The sequence below is a fragment of the Paenibacillus sp. DCT19 genome (genome assembly GCF_003268635.1).
GTDB lineage: Bacteria > Bacillota > Bacilli > Paenibacillales > Paenibacillaceae > Paenibacillus.
The window spans coordinates 2,964,303-2,982,048 of sequence record NZ_CP029639.1 but is presented as its reverse complement, the minus strand read 5'-3'; the positions used below and the strand labels follow the sequence as shown (position 1 = coordinate 2,982,048).

Sequence of the window (17,746 nt, the reverse complement as noted above, 5' to 3'; positions counted from 1 at the left end):
ATGATGAATAACTGCATCTGCATCGTCTGATCCAAGGTTTAACTAAAAAAGGGCGTCCTCTACTCACATCAGACTGTGAATGGAAGACACCCTTTTTGATTACGCCTAGATTACTGGTACATATGTTATTTTAAAATGTAAAGCTCTACATCCTGAAAACCAAATGTGCTCACGGATTGTTTACTACCAGGAATGAAAATATCAACGCGTTTGCCTTTGATCGCACCACCTGTATCTCGCGCCGTAGCTACAAACGCTTGTTTCGGCAGTCCTGGGTGTGTGTGACCTGTCACAAGAACTTTCGTTCCCAGCGGGATCACACTTGGATCTACAGCGATTGTACCCAGCTCAAGCGGATTACCGAAGTAGTCCACTGCACCCCATTTGCCATTCTCCGATGGATCTGCTGAATAGGCAGTTGCCTTCATTTCAATCGTTTTACTGTAATCAAAAGTTTTGCCCCATGCTTCGACCACTTTGCTGTCTGCATTGACGTCCAGACTCGCTGTGGTGATCGTTTTAGTCTCTGCTTTGGCTGCTGGAGCGGCTGCCGCTGAGACGGTGTTGGCTTGTCCAGGTACATTAATTTTTAGCCCACCATAGATGTTATAAGGTGAAATATTCGCATTTGCTTTAATGAGTGCTTCCATACCTACACCATACTGTTTGGATAAGGTATAGAAAGTATCTCCCTCTTTGGCCACATGAACAGAGTCAGCGTAAGCTGGAACGGCCTGAATGAGCATAGCTGCTGTCAGCAATGCTGTTGCTGCTTTTGCAATACGTTTCTTGTTAAACATGGTCTTCCTCCCTCATTATGCCTGCGAGGTTAGTTGTCGGATTCGGATGGAGGAAACCACCCTATAGGTTCAATCACAGCACTTTATCGTTATGTACGCCCTAATTCACCCCAAGCAGTACGTGATCATCAATCGTCGTATCTGCATCGTTACATCCCCCGCACTTCCTCCTCAGAAGTTTCGGCAGGAACAATATATCACAATATTGTAACCTAAAGTTGTAGTAAATCTTACCAGTACGTTTGCATTATCGAGATTTTGGTTAATAAATGGAGCCTTTCCCGTGCCTTTATTAGCTTATTTCTAACGAATAAATGACAAAAAAGTTACCTTTCATTTCATAAATCTTCTCGCTTATGACTCCCAAAAGAACAAATAAAACAGCCCTGTCAACGATGATGTCGACAAGGCCGTTTTTTACTTTTAGTTTAAAAGGTGGTTCAAAAAGTCCGCTTTTGATTACGAAGGATGCCCTGAAGCATCTCAACGTCTAATATGGAATTCAGCCGAAATGTCCGTTGCTCACGTAGTTTTTCCTACGTTCCGCTACTCCATTTCTACCTTTATACCTTCGCAGCTTAGAACATGGTCTTATAACACTTTGGCAAGAAAATCACGTGTACGTGCATTTTTAGGTGCACCAAACACTTCATCAGGTGTTCCTTGCTCGATAATCACGCCGCCATCCATAAACAAAATCCGGTCTCCTACTTCACGAGCGAAGCCCATCTCATGTGTTACAATGACCATCGTCATCCCATTCTCTGCTAGGCGTTTCATGACATCAAGCACCTCTCCAACCATCTCTGGATCAAGTGCTGAAGTTGGCTCGTCAAATAACATTACGTGTGGCTGCATCGCGAGTGCTCTCGCAATCGCAATACGCTGTTTTTGTCCACCGGACAACTGGTTAGGGTAAGCATCTTTTTTGTCAGACAACCCAACCGTTTTAAGCAAATCTGCGGCAATCTGATCTGCTTCCTGCACAGATTGTTTCTTTACTTTGATTGGAGCAATTGTGATGTTTTGTTGGATCGTTTTGTGAGGAAATAAGTTGAAATGCTGAAACACCATCCCCATTTTCTCACGAGTAGCATTGATATTATGCTTTGGTTCCGTAATCGAAACACCTTCAAATAGGATCTCGCCTGACGTCGGCTGCTCAAGCAAGTTCAGACAACGCAAAAACGTACTTTTACCCGAACCTGACGGTCCGATGACAACGACAACCTCGCCTTTGCCAATGGTTACATCTATGCCCTTTAACACTTCATTTTTTCCATAGGATTTATATAATTGACTAACGTCGATCACTTGCATTCAACTTCCTTTCCAGTCGTCCCAGCAGCTTGGACAGTATGAAGGTCATTACAAAATAAATGGCTGCTGCAATAAGGAATGGATTCATTCCTTGGTACGTAATATTTTTGACCACACTTGCCTGATACATAATGTCGACCATACCAATCACTGAGATAATGGAGGACTCTTTAATAATCGTTACGAACTCATTACCAATTGCAGGCAAGACAGCCTTGAACGCTTGTGGCAATATAATGTAGCGCATCGCTGCACCTCTACCCATTCCAAGTGAACGAGCAGCTTCTAATTGACCACGATCCACACCTTGAACCCCTGCACGGAATATCTCCGCAAGGTAAGCACCACTATTAATGGAAAGTGTAATTACACCGGCTTGTAGCGCTGAGAAGTTAATTCCAAAGGTTAAAGACAATCCATAGTAGATGATCATCAATTGCACCAGCATTGGCGTACCGCGAATAAGTTCAACATACGCTGTACCGATCCAACGCAGAATAGCCATATCATGCATCCGGAACATACAGATAATCAAACCGATGATTACCCCGAATAATACACCGAGTGCAGATAACAAAAGGGTGTAACCTATACCTGTAGCATAGAAGCTTTTGTATTCCCAGAATACTTGGAAAATATTTTTGGTATCTTTACCTGCCATCAATTGGCTTGCTTCCGTTACCATTTCTTCAATTCTATTCTCACTCTTAAGACGTTCCAACGTACTATTTACGGCATTCAGCAACTCTGTATTGCCTTTGCGAATCCCGATCGCAGCCTCGACCTGCTCTTCGTCCACCGCAATAGGTGCAAGACCGATGACATCGTCCAGATAACCAGCAGCTACGGTATCTTCTACAATCGCTGCATTTACACGCTTGGTCTGCAACTGCAGAACGATATCAGAGATTTTATCCAATGCCGTTAATTTGGCACCTGAGATCCCCTGTCCAATGGTTTCCTGAATGGAACCCTTTTGAACCCCGATTTTTTCATTTTGCAGATCCGCCATCGTTTGATATTTATTTGTATCCTCGGTGCGAATCATAATAACTTGTTTCGATTTATAATACGTATCAGAGAAATCGATGCTTTTCTTACGCTCATCCGTTGGTGTCATGCCTGAGATAACTAAGTCCACACGACCACTTTGGAGTGCCGGAAGAAGTCCGTCGAATCCCATATCCTCAATGACAAGCTCTGCTCCTAGATCAGCAGCGATTTCTTTTGCGATTTCAATATCAAATCCAACAATTTCATCTTTTCCATTAATCACTTTATGGAATTCATATGGCGCGAAGTCGGCACTTGTGCCGAGCACCAATTTTTTACCGCCTGAACTGTCCGTAGTGCCGCTTGCGAGTGCCGCTGGTACAGCAACCGTCAACATCAGCACAAAAGTCAGCAGCATCATGGTATAACGACTAATCAATTTCAACCCTGTTCTCCCCTTACAATACTTTGTATACGACTTTGTCCATGTTTTTACTTCACTCGATATAATGTGCTTCTAAATAGCTACCCATAAAAATGATGCCTAAGCCTCATATCGATGCCTGAGTCATTATAAAGTACAATGCATGATTATGCAATGCATTTTGTTTTTACAAATCTTGACTTGTTTCTGAAAAATATGAACAAACATGATATAATCATTTCACATTTTTATTTTTTTGCAGAAGGAGTCCACTATGACACATACTAAATCACACATTTTAACGGTTATTGACCAATATGCTTCCCGTTTTAAAGAAATTTCATCATACATTGGTGCAAATCCCGAACTTGGCAACGAAGAGTATCTTGCCTCCGCTCGCTTAAAAGAAGAATTAACGTATCATGGCTTCGAAGTAGAAGCACCGATCCTCGGCCTTGATACAGCTTTTATCGGAACTTACACCGCAGCTAAACCTGGGCCAACCATTGCTTTATTGTGCGAATATGATGCCTTACCTGAGATTGGTCATGCCTGTGGTCATCACCTCATCTGTATGATGAGTCTCGGTGCAGCTGTAGGTCTGAAGGCAATCCTCGATGAAGTTGGAGGAACCATTAAAGTGTTCGGTACACCTGCCGAAGAGACGCGTGGTGCCAAAGTTCCTATGGCCGAGGCGGGCATGTTCGATGACTGTGATATTGCCATTATGGCTCACCCTTACTATGCCTTTGAGAGATCAGGAAGCTCGCTCGCGATTGATGCTGTGCAGTTTGAATTCCATGGCAAATCGTCTCATGCTGCTGCTAGTCCGCATGAAGGAATCAATGCACTCGATGCCGTCATCCAGACCTTTAATGGCATTAATGCTTTCCGTCAGCAAGTCAAAAGCACAGTTAGAATTCATGGTGTAATCAATCATGGTGGGCAAGCCGCGAATATTATTCCGGATTATGCTTCTGCTCAATTCTATGTACGGGCTGCAACTCGTAAAGAATTGAATGTCCTTACTGAGCGGGTGATTCAAATTGCTGAAGGATCGGCATTGCAGACTGGATGTAAGCTGGTCACGTCCAACTATGAAACTTCTTATGATGAGATGGTTACCAACGAGCGATTATCAAACACATTCAGCCAAAATTTAGTTCAGCTCGGGATTCCACAAGAAGAGATTGTAAGTGGCAATGATCATGGCTCGATGGACATTGGTAATGTATCCCTTCGTTGTCCAGCGATTCACCCTTACATTCGTGTTGTGGATGAAGTTCATACCTTGCATTCCATTGAATTCCGCGACTTAGCTCTACAGGAACGTGCGCTGGACGGCATGATTCTGGGTGCCAAAGCGCTTGCAACAACAGCTTATGATGTATTAACTCAGCCGGAATTGCTAGAAGAGATCCAGTCCGAGTTTAAGCAACTTGAAGAGGTTGTTCAAAAAGTCCAATTTTGATTACGCACTTAAATATTAATCAGATGAACTAAATCGTACTGCTTAGAGTCTACTCACTCCCTTAGTTAGGAAGTTTAAGAGTAGACTTTTTTCTTTATGTAGCGTATGTATAGAGACCACCAACCTGGAGATGCTGTGAAAAGGATATTGTAAATGTTGAAAATAATGCATTATTTCCACAAATTATGCAAGAAAAACGATTCAACGCTCGCTAACTTGGTTATATACACATACCCTATCTTAAAATTTCAGGAGGTGCTGTCATGCTACTCGAAGCGTTGTACCACGTTCCTCGAGACAAATGGGCTTATGCCTACGATCCGTCTACGATTCATCTGCGTGTGCGCACCAAGAGAGATGATGTACAGTATGTAACTGCACTGACTGGTGACAAATATAATTGGTCAGGAACCTTTAAAGAAATTCAACTTGAGAAGGCTGCCGCGGACAGTATGTTCGATTATTGGGAGATCGCGGTTAAACCAAAGTTCAAGCGAGTATCATACATATTTCGAATTACATCAGGCTCGGAAAATATATATCTGGCTGACGATGGTATCCATCATACCCCGCCCTACCCAACTGGAGGATATTACGAGTTCTCTTACATTCATGAAATCGATGTATTCAAGGTACCGGAATGGGCAAAGGAAGCTGTCTTTTATCAAATCATGACCGAGAGGTTCGCGAATGGTAATCCAGATTTGAATCCCGAAGAAACACAACCTTGGGGTGGCACACCTGAACTAGATAATTATTTTGGTGGTGACCTGCAAGGTGTATTGGATCATCTACACGATTTAACCGAGCTAGGCGTTAACGCCATCTACTTCACCCCCTCTTTCAAGCCAACTCCTACCACAAATATGACACCATTGATTATAAAAAAGTAGATCCGCATTTTGGAGATAATGAATTGCTGAAACAAGTAGCCGAAGCCTGCCATCGCCGTGGCATTCGCGTTATGCTTGATGCGGTATTCAACCATTGCAGTGAAGACTTCCCCCCTTTTCAGGATGTGCTAAAGCACGGACAAGCTTCCAAGTATGCAGACTGGTTCCACATCAATGAATTCCCCGTACAGATCAAGGAAGGTATCCCCTCCTACGACACATTCGGTTTTTATGGCAACATGCCCAAATTCAATACAGCTAACCCTGAAGTTAAAGCTTATCTCCTCGACGTCGCTGAATATTGGATCAAAGAAATTAAACTGGATGGATGGCGACTGGATGTCGCAAATGAAGTGGATAATCATTTCTGGCGTGACTTTCGTAAAGTGGTGAAAGCGGCCAATCCTGACGCATATATCGTAGGTGAAGTGTGGAGTGATTCCTTGACCTGGCTCATGGGAGATCAATTCGATTCGGTGATGAATTACCCTTTTGCGGATAAAGTGCTGGAATTCTTCTGTGGGTCGATGGATGGTTACAATTTTGCAAACGAGATGGGGACACTTATTATGCGTTATCCCCAGCAAACGAATGAAGTTATTTTCAATATGTTATGTAGCCACGATACCCCACGTTTGCTATCCAGAAGTGGACAAGATAAACGAAGACTGAAACTTGCGGTTGTTTTCCTTTTCACTTACATTGGAACCCATGTATTTTTTATGGAGATGAGGTCGGCATAAGTGGTGAAGGTGATCCAGATTGCCGCAAGTGTATGGAGTGGGATCCCGCCAAGCAAGATCGGGAGCTATACGATTTTTACCGACTCATGATCGATTTGCGCAAAAGTAATGAAGCACTTCGCAAAGGTCGGTTTCGCTTCTTAAAGGCAGATCAGCATGACCCCTGTATTGTTTACGAGCGTATGGATGAACGTCTTCATTTTACCGTTTGGATGAACAACACGCCAGAGAATCGTACCCTTTCACATCCTATGGAGACCCGTGATTGGAAAGATGCTTTAACCGAGGAAGAGGTCGTTCCGATCGATGGTATTATGCATATCAAGCTTGATCCCTACGGATACCGTATTTTATATCGACTGCTTGATTTTTAAGAGCGTTAATTCAAATCCCATCTGTGCAGTAATAAACGAAATGATCCAATTTGCGTAGACTATCTACACATATTGGATCATTTTTTGGTCGCCTTATGAAATGGACAAAGTTTAAATGTTATTCTTCAGTTATTTTATTTTTCAGTTGCAATACTAATACCCCTGTAGATATCCATATATTCTTCGGCAGAGACATCCCAGCTATAGTCACCGCTCATCGCATTTTTCACAATCGTCTTCCAATGCTCCTTATCCCTGTAGAACTCCTCAGCACGGCGAATCGTGTTCATCATATCATGGGCGTTAAAGTTCGTGAACGAGAATCCGTTCCCTTCCCCCGTAAATTCATTATAAGACTGAACCGTATCATTTAATCCGCCTGTTTCGCGCACGAGGGGAATGCTGCCATATCGAAGGGCTAGAAGCTGACTGATGCCACATGGCTCGAATCGTGAAGGCATCAAGAAGAGATCACTTCCTGCATAGAAGCGCCTGGACAATCCATCATTGAATGTAATCTGAGCAGACATTTTGAGCGGGAAACGATTGGCTCCCTCTCGGAACCAATGCTCATAATCGGAGTCTCCTGTGCCGAGCACTGCAAACTGAATATCATCGTAATACAGCAGTTCATCAAGCACACGGCAGACGAGATCCAGTCCTTTAGAATCGACAAGACGGGTTACCATAACCATCAGAGGAACGTCTGGACGAACAGGTAGTCCGAGCTCCTTTTGCAGTTCTACTTTGTTCTCCATTTTCTTGGACAGACTTGTTCGATATTTCACTGCAATTTTGTTGTCGGTTGCCGGATTATAGCTGTTGGTATCAATTCCATTTACGATTCCACTGAAGCGATCTCCCAGAGAACTAAGCAACCCATCCAGCCCGTAACCATAATAAGAAGTTTGTACTTCCTGAGCATAGGTTGGGCTTACGGTAGTGACATGATCTGCATAGACAATGCCTGCTTTTAGAAAATTCACATTACCGTAATATTCCACGCCATCCATCGTGAAGTAACGATCATCCAGTTCAAGCAAATCACTGAACAATGAATGTGGAAATACGCCTTGATACAGCAAATTATGTATAGTAAAGACCGTTCGTATCTCACTATAAAACGCATCATGGGCATAATGAGCCTTCAGCAACAGAGGAATCATACCCGCATGCCAATCATGAGTATGTAGTACATCGGGCTTAAACTCCAGAAGAGGCAATACTTCGAGCACAGCTCGGTTGAAGAATGCAAACCGTTCTCCATCATCCATATAACCATACACGCCATCCCGACCAAAATAATATTCGTTGTCGACAAAGTACACCGGGATGCCTTCATATTCCATCATTTCAATTCCGCAATATTGCCTGCGCCAGCCAAGTGGTACATCAGTCACAATAACAGGTTTCATAGCCTCTTTGTATTCATCAGGAATGCCTTTATATTTGGGTAAAATGACCCGAACATCTGCCCCAGCCTTTTGCAAGGCTTGAGGCAAAGCTCCAATCACATCAGCAAGTCCTCCTGTTTTGATAAATGGATGTGCCTCTGCGGCAGCAAATAAAATGTTCACGCCTTTTTCCTCCTTCTTGTTTTGACCGGGGTGCTTACAGTAGGTTCAATCGTTTTCTGACTGACAGAAGTGACTTGGTTCGCTGTCTCATCCGTTTTCCGGCGCGTCGTCTTTTTTAGAATAACCACGCTGAGCGGAGGTAAGACAATTTCGAGACTATGTGGATGCCCGTGAAAAGGAATCTTTTCCGTAGGCAACTGCATATCATTTAGTATACCTGATCCTCCGTAATCGGAATGATCACTGTTCAGAACTTCGGTATACATACCGGGACGCATGACGCCAATCCGGTAACGCTCCCGCTTGACCGGTTGAAAGTTGATGAGCACAAGGAGTGTATCCGCCGGTTTTTTTCCTTTACGAACGTATGAAATGACGCTCTGTGCATGATCATCCGGAGCAATCCATTCATAACCGTCTAAGGAATGATCAAGCTCCCACAACGCTTTCTCGTTGCAGTAAAGCGCAGACAGATCCCGCTCAAATTGGTGAAGCTTGCGGTGACTGTCATAGTCTAGTAAGAACCAGTCCAGTTGATCTTCATCTTTCCATTCGATGAACTGGCCAAACTCTCCTCCCATGAACAACAGTTTTTTACCAGGAAACGTCATAAAGTATCCTAAGAAAGCACGCATCCCATCAAACTTTTGCTCGTACGTTCCTGGCATCTTGTCCAGCAATGACTTTTTGCCATGCACGACCTCATCATGGGACAGAGGAAGCACATAATTTTCAGAGAAGGAGTAGACGACAGGAAATGTGAGCAAATGATGTTTGGATGGACGTTCATGGAAATCAGATTCGATATAATCCAGCGTGTCATTCATCCAGCCCATATTCCATTTGTAGTTAAAGCCTAACCCTCCCACGTCGACCGGAGAGGTCACGAGTGGCCACGCACTTGATTCTTCAGCCATCATTAGTGCATAAGGGTAGTATTGAAACACCGTTTGATTCAATTGCTGGAGAAAGGCTACAGCTTCCTGATTCTCCAATCCCCCATCCCTATTCGGACGGAATTGACCTGGCCCTTTTTCAAAATCAAGTTTCAGCATGCTTGTTACGGCATCTACGCGTAGCCCATCAAAATGATACATTTCCATCCAATACAAAGCATTGGATATTAGGAACGAACAAACTTCAGGTTTAGAGTAATCAAAACTGAGTGTTCCCCAACCCGGCTTCTCTGCTAACAATGGGTCTGAATACTCATATAGTGGTGTTCCATCGAACATTCGCAGACCATGAGCATCTTTGGCAAAATGAGCCGGAACCCAATCAAGCAATACACCAATCCCTGCCTGATGTAGAGTATCTACGAGATACATCAGATCCTTCGGATGTCCATAACGGCTGGTCGGGGCGTAAAAACCCGTATTTTGGTATCCCCAGGAAAGGTCATACGGATGCTCACTTAGGGGCATCATTTCCACATGGGTATATTTCATTTCTAATAAGTAGGGAACTAAAAGATCAGCCATTTCTCGATAGGTATAAAGCGACCCATCGTCTTTACGCTTCCAAGTTCCAATGTGCATTTCATAAATATGTAAAGGCTTATTGTAGACGCCTCTTTGCTTGCGTCTCCACGCGCCATCATTCCACTTATAACCTTGAATGGAACTCGTTACAGAAGCGGTCTGCGGTCTAACCTCAGCTTCAAAGGCGTATGGATCTGCTTTAAGCAGTTCCGTCCCATCTTCCGTTAATATACGAAATTTGTATAAAGTTCCTTCATGGATTTCAGGAAAAAAACGAGTCCAAAATCCAGAATCGGGTATCTTATATAGAGGATCCTGTTGACCGTTCCATCCATTACGATCTAAAGCCAGCCCTACTTCTTTGGCATTCGGAGCCCATACGGTAAATTGGTACCCCTGACGGCGATCCACGGTCGCAGGCTGTGCACCTAAAATACGATAACTGTGATGAAGGCTTCCTTCATGAAACAAATAAATATCCTCCGGTGAAATAACCGGACTTGTCAATGGTTGAATAGCCAAGAGATCACCTTCTTCCTAAGAAAATAGTCATAACAGCAACCATTACCCCATTCTAGCCAACTTGAAAAGAAAAATGACGCGTTTAAAAAAATGTTGTATATTTTCAGAATTTTTACAGTATATATCGTTTCAATGGCTCCACCTTGCGTTTATGTATCTACTACACTAGAAAAATATCTTGGGAGGGAAACGATCATGTTTAATAAAGATTGCATCGCTATGCTGTTGGCGGGAGGAGAGGGTAAAAGATTAGCCCCCTTAACTTCAAGTATCGCAAAACCCGCTGTACCGTTTGGCGGGCACTACCGTATTATCGATTTTCCTCTCAGCAACTGCGTTAATTCAGGCATCGACACTGTAGGTGTGCTTACGCAGTACCAAGCTGACTCTTTGCACGATCATATTGGTGAAGGAGAACCTTGGAGAATGGGTAATACGGTTGATGCAGGAATATCCCTGCTTCCATCTTATCATACAGGAAATGACGAATACTTGGGAACGGCGGATGCCATTTATAAAAATTTTGACTATATTGACAAACAAAACCCCGAAAATGTGCTGATTTTGTCGGGTGATCATATTTACCATATGAATTATCGCGAAATGTTGGATGCTCACATTGCAAATGGTGCAGCGGCAACCATTTCTGTCATGGAAGTCCCATGGGAGGAAGCACATCGATTCGGTATTATGGCTGCCGATGAGAATTTACGTGTCACTGAATTTGCAGAAAAGCCTGCTGAACCAAAAAGCAACCTGGCTTCTATGGGTATCTATGTGTTTAAGTGGGAGTATCTGAAACGTCATCTGCTAATTGACGCGGCAAACGAACAATCTAGCCATGATTTTGGTAAAGACGTTATTCCACAGATGTTGAATGAGAATAATCCACTTTACGTGTATAACTTTGATGGGTACTGGAAAGATGTTGGCACGGTGAAAAGCTTGTGGGATGCTCACATGGATCTGCTCCATAACGAAGAGAATTGGAGTCTGCAAAAAGATCACTGGCCAATGTTCACACGCGAGTGGAGAACAAAACCAACTGTGTACAAAGCTCGTAATAGCCGGATCGAGCATCTCTCCTCCTTAATTCATGATTCTTGCGCCATTGAAGGTCACGCAGATCGTTCCGTCATTTTCTGCGGAGCTGAGGTTGGCAAAGGATCTGAAGTTCTTGACAGCGTGGTGATGCCGAATGCTCGCATCGGACGTGGAGTTCACATTGAACGTGCAATTATCGGGGAAGGTGCCATTATTAAAGATGGTGCGATCGTTAAAGGCACTGCGGATGAGATTATGGTTGTTGGACCTTATGAAGTTGTAGCAGCCAAACCGGCTGTACGTACTCAACCTACTCGTATATTTAAAGAAGTTTACGAAAAAACAGGCCGCTTACGTGCTGGAGAGCTGTCCTCATAAGACAGATATAAAAAGATGGATTCCTCAGGAATCCACCTTTTTTTGTGTTTTTAATTCAGAATTGATCCATCATTAGACTGGATATTCTCTTCATTTTCCTGTTTATCTTCAATGAGCGCTGGTAATGTAATCGTAACGGTTGTACCTGATCCGAGTTCACTTTGCATCGTAATCGTACCTTCGTGTAGTTCCACGAGCTCTTGTGTAATGGCAAGTCCAAGTCCTGTTCCCCCGTTCTGATGATTCACCTGGAAGAAACGGTCTCGTACTTTGATTAAGTGCTCCTCACTGATGCCGATCCCAGTATCTTGAATGGCTGCAATGATCTGACCGTTCTCTTCTTTGACGGACAAGTAGATCCATGAGTTCTCATGTGAAAATTTAATCGCATTATCTACAATGTTAAGGAATACCTGCTTCAATCGGTTGCCATCCCCAAATACGTTATATGGATACGTTTCGTCGGCATCCAGCTTCAGATGAATTTGCTTTTGTTCCGCTTTGGCCCAGACATTCAGCATCGTTTCTTGCACAATTTCACGAATGCTGACTGTTCCCTTCACCAGCTTCATCTGATTTTGTTGCAATTTGGAGAAATCAAGCATCTCTTCAACAAGTCCAATTAGACGCTCGGTCTCTTTGGAAATGATACTCATCCCGATGCGTGTCTCATCTGGGTCATAACCTCCAGAGTCCAATGTTTCGCTCCAGCCCTTGATACTTGTCAGAGGTGTACGCAGCTCATGTGAGATGGAGGATATGAAGTCATCCTTAATCTGATTACTTCGTACAATTTCATGTGCCATGAAATTCAGTGTAGAAGCCAACTCTCCAAGTTCATGCTTGTAATTACCTTTAACCCTAACATCCAGTCGCCCACGTGCCATCTGAGCAGACACGGCAGTTATATTATTAATCGGACGTACAATGGAATTCGCCATACCGATACTAATAATTAATACGATGGCAAGTACAGCTACACCTACCGCACTAGCTAGTAAACCCATAACCAGCAATTTTGAGTTGACCATAGTGAGTGCCGTCATATATCGGATGACATATGTATGATCTCCACCAAGGTCGAATTTGTGCGAAACAGCCATAATCTGTTCCCCTGTTGAAGGTTCCCTGCCTACCCATCGCCCCATCGCACCATTAAGCGCTACTGAAACATCACTCGTTTGCAGCACAGCACGATCGGATTCAAAAGCTGTGGAGCTTGCCAATACACGTCCATTCAGATCAAGAATCTGCAATTCTGTATTGGATAATTTCAGATTTTCAAGCAATCTAGACAGATTGTTACCATCCTCAGCATTATTTGCGCGCGAGATTGGCTCGAAAAAATCCTTGGAATTCGAGATATGAGTACTTATGGTGTTATAGATGCTATCGTAGTAATATCGCTGCACCGCCAGCATAAATACAAATTCCACCAGCAGCAGAGCAAGAAAAACTACGAAAAAGTAGTGTAATACAATCTGCCGCGTAATACCTTTTTTTATCATTGCTCCCTGCCCTTCCATTTGTACCCGTGACCCCATACAGTTTGCAGGTATTCAGGTTCGGAAGGGTTGTTCTCAATTTTCTGGCGTAAGCGACGTATATTTACATCCACAATTTTGGGGTCACCCATGTACTCTTTGCCCCAGACATGATCCAGCAGCAAATCCCGACTTAGCGGTGTATTTTCCTTCTCTAAGAAAAATTGAATCAATGAGAATTCCGTTGGCGTAAGCTCGATCAGTTCATTTTGTTTCTTAAATTGCTTCGAGATCAGGTCAAGTGAGAATGGACCCGATTGGAAAGTAACCTTAGCCGCTGTCTCCCGGTGCACATTCACACGACGTAGCAAGGACTGAATCCGAGCAATCAGCTCAGTTGGACTGAAAGGCTTGCTCACATGGTCATCTGCTCCGACCGATAAAGCATATACTTTATCCTGTTCCTGTACCTTAGCTGTTAAGAAAATAATACCTAAGCGTTCATTGGTCTCACGAATGCGTCGACAGACTTCGAATCCGTCAATGCCCGGTACCATAACATCCAAAAGCGCCAAGTCAATATCCGGCACGGATTGCAAAATTCGCAGTGCTTCGTGACCATCTCCTGCCTCAAGCACCTCAAATCCATTTCTTTTTAAATTAATGACGATAAAACTGCGGATGGATTCTTCATCTTCTAAAATAAGCACTTTACTCATTTAGTTCGTCCTTTCTGTTCAGTTGCGACATGTTATCTAGTAATCCATCAGTATTCGGTTGGGCTACACGCGAAGCAATAACTCGATCGTTCGTGCGCGTAATTTCTTTCCACCGTTTCCCTTTTTCCTGTTCCCACTGGGACAGTGTAAAGTACTTGATTTCAGCTACCGTTTCATCGGTATCAATCATTTTGAACCGAATGTATTTTTCCTTTTCGGATCGGGTATCAATGGTGATTTTACCGTACCACTCAGACTTAAGATTCAAATGGAATAAGTCGGCGTCATCCCGATATTGGAATGAAACAAACTCCTTACCGTCCTTGCCATCCCATTGATAGAAGGTATAGAACCACATACGCGAGTCAAAAACGTAATGCTCCCAACCTTTCGGAGTTTCTTTAAGCCCAAATTCAATAATACCATCATTGTTGAAATCACCGCTTAAAATTTTGTCATCTCTATACGTTTGATCCGGAGATTTGAACGCATTCACCAGTTTGTTATCCTTCACATAGATGAGTTGAGAAAATGAACTCTTATCATCCAGCTCGGCATCCAGAACAATCCCCGTCTGATCCTTGGCAATCTGGCCTCCAAGTGCATTATAGATCTCTTTTACTGTATAGTCCGTCTGCAAACGATCCACTTCCTTGAAGCTACCCTCATCGTATTGATACAATGCAATCGTTGCGAATCCACTGCTACTCAGGGATACAATCGTAAAATCACTTTTTCCGTCACCATTTAGGTCAAGTGTGTTGCCTTGTGCATCATCAATAATAAATTGATTGTAGGGTACGCCGCCTAATACCTGTTCCAGCGCACCATTTTTGTAGGAATAAGCCGTTAAGGCCTTTTGATCCTGCAAGCTTACACCCAATATAATATCGGGGTTGCCATCATTCGTAATATCCAGCAGCTTGAAGGATTGTAGCTCACTGCCTGGAACATCAAACGTTAGTTTTTTGACCCATGCGCCGCCCTGTTCCTCCAAAAGCAATCCATGAATCCGAACATTCTCATTCGGCGTTTCATAAAAAGCAATGGCTTCCCTCGTCCCATCTCCATTAAGATCTTCTACACGGATCATGCTGGTATTGCTCAGATCTTTCGGACGAATGAGTTCACTTTCGGGTGGCTGCTCCAGTTGCACAACGTTATATAGTTTTTCTTTATCCGTTGACATCATCGGTTTACGCATCAAAATCTTGGGGTCACTAATTACCGTACATCCGCTTAGTACAGAGCCGAGCAACATTGCTATCGCTCCACCTGCTATCAAGCGTCCCCAACGTGAGTTAAGCAAGTTCATCACTCTTTTCAATAGTTTAAATCATATTTTTTCTTGCTGCGTCAGCCGCCGTCCACGTATATCAAAAGCAATCTTGCCCTCAGCCAACCCCCAGATCCGCGTCGCGTGTTTCTCTGCGAGTTCAATCGGCAATACCGCAATCACGGTTGCACGTTCTTCTTCACATAATTTACGCAACGTTTCCAGAACAGCGTCGGCTGTATGCGGGTCGAGTCCAATAACAGGTTCATCGGCCAAGATTACTTTAGCACCATGAGCCAATGCTCTCGCAATGGCTACACGTTGCTTCTCTCCACCACTAAGCTTTTCTGCGAGCTGATGCGCTTTATCCAGAAGACCAAGGCTCTCCAAATAATCCATAGCCCCCATATAATCATCTGAACGAACCATACCCGTGACCATTCTCCATACGGGTGTTTGACCTGAACGACCAATCAACACATTTTTGAGTGCTGATCTTCTTGGAAATAATTCAGGATTTTGTTCTAAGTATGCCCATTCACGCTTTATTTTCCGTTTACCGGACATGCCTTCTTTTAATATTTCGGCTCCGTCCACGGTAAACTTACCGCTATCCCATTTTTCCATCATCGCCAGGCATTTAAGCAGCATGCTCTTCCCACTGCCACTCGATCCTACAATAGCGATCATTTCTCCTTGTTGCATATCAAATCGTATATCCCGCAAAACCGGAATTCGGTCCGATCCTACGGATTTACTCAAATTCTCAACTCTGATCATCGCGATGTCTCCCCTTGTCCAAGGTTTTCCCTACTTCATAGTGTACTCGGAAACGGACATCAATTTCCATGCGAACACCAGCTTCTATTCTACCACAGATTGAAGCCCAGGTTTACGTCTAAAGAGCACACCTGCAACTCCAAACAGAAGATACATGCAGCCCATCCAAATAAACATACTTCCTGGTGAGAACCAGTTAATAACCTGACCACCGAGGTTAGGCCCAATAATGCTACCAATCGTGAAATAGAAGGATGCTACGACATTAGCCGCTGGCAGCAGCGATTTTGGCAATATATCTGCTGCATAAGCGAGTCCCAGAGAGAAAAACGATCCAACTAGCCCTCCGGCAATCGTTAGTAATACCAACGTCCACCAGAAATGCGTTCCGGCTGCCGGAATGAGCATAAATGTAATTCCTCCTGCAATACCAGCTGACATGAGCACCTTTTTTCTACCCAATCGATCACTTAATATGCCCAGCGGGAACTGCAGGAACAGTCCACCTATTCCGACAAATGGAAGCAATGATGAAATCTGATTTGCATCCATGCCAATGCGTAGACCGTACACTGGGAAATTACTGTTCATTCCCGCTTCCATATAACCATACAAAAGTGCTGGTATTAACGCATACCATGCCCAGGTCAAGCTGCGCCGGAATCGACGTTCTGGCATTTGTCCCTGTTCTACCTTCTCAGGTCTTGAATTCGGAAGCTTCATTAATACAAGCACCAGCACAGCGGCCATACAGATGAAAAGCACCCAGAAAGGAACTGCTTGACCGAATCCCAGCAGCTTGATGCCGAGCGGACCAATACTGAATCCTAATCCATAGGACATGCCGTATAGGGATATGTAACGCCCTCTTTTCTCTGGAGCCGTCACAAGCAGAACCCAGAGCTGGGCGGCATAATGCAGAGCACTATCTCCAACGCCAACGATGAGGCGTAGAATGAACCATATTTTGATATCCGGAAAATAAGGAAATAAGATTAAGGGAATCATAACAAAGATGAGCCCGCCAATGATTAATTTTTTGAAACCAATTGCTCCTAATAAACGCTCTGCCACTAGGGTCATAGCAAACGATCCAACATACAATGCGGCAGCATTAAGTCCATTGAGACCTGGCGATACCCCTTTTTGTTCCAAGAAGATAGACAATACAGGTAGTAGAAGCCCTTGGCTAATGCCTGCCACAACAATAACCGTAATCAAAATCAGGTAGTTGGAGATGGAATGTGACGGTTTAGCTGTATGAATAGATGACACGAAATAATTTCCCTCCTGCAAGCATACAAAGAAAAATCGCCATCGCTGACGACTTTTCGTATGATCCTCATATTCTTTTGCTCAAGCACGGATATCCGGGACATTGGCCGGGACTTGAACATTATAGTGGACAACGCCGTGCAAAACAAGCCATAATAGTACATAAGTCGCTGTGTATATTAGATGTGACGG

Annotated in this window: 12 protein-coding genes, 1 pseudogene and 1 riboswitch; of the genes and pseudogenes, 3 read left to right on the top strand and 10 right to left on the bottom strand. The window is 43.7% G+C overall.

The features are described 5' to 3' along the window. Positions 1-125: 125 nt before the first annotated feature. From DMB88_RS13585 to DMB88_RS13575, 3 genes are all read right to left on the bottom strand, one after another. Positions 126-746, bottom strand: coding sequence for a 3D domain-containing protein (locus DMB88_RS13585; RefSeq protein WP_254438641.1), 621 nt, complete (start codon positions 744-746; stop codon positions 126-128). Positions 747-802: 56 nt separating this feature from the next. After that, positions 803-996, bottom strand: a riboswitch (cyclic di-AMP (ydaO/yuaA leader). A gap of 395 nt (positions 997-1,391) precedes the next feature. Continuing rightward, a complete protein-coding gene (locus DMB88_RS13580; RefSeq protein ID WP_174715288.1) occupies positions 1,392-2,114 on the bottom strand; it encodes an amino acid ABC transporter ATP-binding protein in 723 nt (240 codons plus the stop codon). Further along, a complete protein-coding gene (locus DMB88_RS13575; protein ID WP_128101770.1) occupies positions 2,101-3,558 on the bottom strand; it encodes an ABC transporter substrate-binding protein/permease in 1,458 nt (485 codons plus the stop codon). Before DMB88_RS13575 ends, DMB88_RS13580 begins: the two co-directional genes overlap by 14 nt. A gap of 253 nt (positions 3,559-3,811) precedes the next feature. Here DMB88_RS13575 and DMB88_RS13570 point away from each other — a divergent pair, with 253 nt between their 5' ends. Both DMB88_RS13570 and DMB88_RS13565 read left to right on the top strand, forming a co-directional pair. Further along, complete coding sequence (locus tag DMB88_RS13570) at positions 3,812-5,008, top strand: M20 family metallopeptidase (RefSeq protein WP_128101769.1); 1,197 nt, start codon at positions 3,812-3,814, stop codon at positions 5,006-5,008. 263 nt (positions 5,009-5,271) lie between these two features. Next, positions 5,272-7,018 (top strand): annotated as a pseudogene (locus DMB88_RS13565) (alpha-glycosidase). 134 nt (positions 7,019-7,152) lie between these two features. On the opposite strand, the gene glgA reads toward DMB88_RS13565, so the two are convergent. Together glgA and glgB are read right to left on the bottom strand one after the other, a co-directional pair. After that, on the bottom strand, positions 7,153-8,595 hold the full coding sequence (gene glgA, locus DMB88_RS13560) for a glycogen synthase GlgA (RefSeq protein ID WP_128101768.1): 1,443 nt from the start codon (positions 8,593-8,595) through the stop codon (positions 7,153-7,155). Continuing rightward, complete coding sequence (glgB, locus tag DMB88_RS13555) at positions 8,592-10,598, bottom strand: 1,4-alpha-glucan branching protein GlgB (RefSeq protein ID WP_128101767.1); 2,007 nt, start codon at positions 10,596-10,598, stop codon at positions 8,592-8,594. Before glgB ends, glgA begins: the two co-directional genes overlap by 4 nt. Positions 10,599-10,793: 195 nt before the next feature. On the opposite strand from glgB, the gene DMB88_RS13550 reads away from it, so the two are divergent. Continuing rightward, positions 10,794-12,020, top strand: coding sequence for a glucose-1-phosphate adenylyltransferase (locus DMB88_RS13550; RefSeq protein ID WP_128101766.1), 1,227 nt, complete (start codon positions 10,794-10,796; stop codon positions 12,018-12,020). A gap of 50 nt (positions 12,021-12,070) precedes the next feature. On the opposite strand, the gene DMB88_RS13545 is transcribed toward DMB88_RS13550, so the two are convergent. The 5 genes from DMB88_RS13545 to DMB88_RS13525 all read right to left on the bottom strand — a co-directional run bounded on the left by DMB88_RS13545 (position 12,071) and on the right by DMB88_RS13525 (position 17,554). Further along, positions 12,071-13,528 (bottom strand): sensor histidine kinase, encoded by a 1,458-nt coding sequence (locus DMB88_RS13545; RefSeq protein WP_128101765.1) that lies wholly within the window; start codon positions 13,526-13,528, stop codon positions 12,071-12,073. Further along, positions 13,525-14,223, bottom strand: coding sequence for a response regulator transcription factor (locus DMB88_RS13540; protein WP_056690105.1), 699 nt, complete (start codon positions 14,221-14,223; stop codon positions 13,525-13,527). Before DMB88_RS13540 ends, DMB88_RS13545 begins: the two co-directional genes overlap by 4 nt. Then, positions 14,216-15,532, bottom strand: a complete 1,317-nt coding sequence (locus tag DMB88_RS13535; RefSeq protein WP_128101764.1) for a hypothetical protein — start codon at positions 15,530-15,532, stop codon at positions 14,216-14,218. The genes DMB88_RS13540 and DMB88_RS13535 overlap by 8 nt, the downstream gene beginning before the upstream one ends. Before the next feature lie 27 nt (positions 15,533-15,559). After that, positions 15,560-16,279 (bottom strand): phosphonate ABC transporter ATP-binding protein, encoded by a 720-nt coding sequence (locus tag DMB88_RS13530; protein ID WP_128101763.1) that lies wholly within the window; start codon positions 16,277-16,279, stop codon positions 15,560-15,562. An 84-nt stretch (positions 16,280-16,363) separates the two neighbouring features. After that, positions 16,364-17,554, bottom strand: coding sequence for an MFS transporter (locus tag DMB88_RS13525; RefSeq protein WP_128101762.1), 1,191 nt, complete (start codon positions 17,552-17,554; stop codon positions 16,364-16,366). Positions 17,555-17,746: the final 192 nt, after the last annotated feature.